Genomic DNA, 766 nt, shown 5'->3' on the forward strand with positions numbered 1-766 from the left:
GGTCACTCGCGGTTAACCTAACTGAAGACAAAGCGCGCACGCTTGCCAGCTTGAGAAAGCTTATTTGCGATGTCGCCGCTTTACCTCCGATCTCGTCACACATTCGCTCGATTGTTCATACTCCTATCAAATCTGAGTGGGATGCGCTGGTACATAAAGTTCTGACTGGGATTGAGAATGATGAGTTTAAAAAAGTTGTGTTGGCTCGCCGTTCTACTGTCCAATTGGATAACACGTTGAGCGCTGCACAACTGCTTAAAGCGAGCTATTTGAACAACCATCACAGCTTTCATTTCTTGTTGAGTTTAGACAGCAAACACAGTTTTATGGGCTCTACGCCAGAGCGTTTGTATTCTCGTGTTGGACATGAACTTCATACCGAAGCTTTAGCGGGCACCATTGGTCGTGGCGACAATGCCACTCATGATATGGAATTGGCGAATTGGTTATCTCAGGATTCAAAAAACTTAAACGAAAACCAGTACGTCGTGGACGATATCGTGGAACGCCTTTCTCCTCATTCCGAAATGGTAGAAGTAGAAACCGAACCGAGATTGGTGCGTTTACGTAAGGTGCAGCACCTCAAGCGCAATATTCATGCAAGCTTAAAAACAGGCACAAATGGCGTACAACTGCTTTCTGCATTGCAGCCGACGGCCGCAGTGGCAGGTTTGCCTCGTAAAGAGTCGATGCAGTTCATCCTTGATAACGAGCCGTTTGCTCGTGGCTGGTATGCTGGCTCTATGGGTTATATCAGCCATGAACG

The 766-nt window shown here is 47.0% G+C and carries 1 protein-coding gene; it reads left to right on the top strand.

The window, feature by feature from the left end:
* Positions 1 to 766: isochorismate synthase (locus R8O11_RS27040; RefSeq protein WP_318194852.1), on the top strand; the 766-nt coding region annotated here is incomplete at both ends.

It is taken from the genome of Vibrio sp. 1288 (assembly GCF_033344475.1).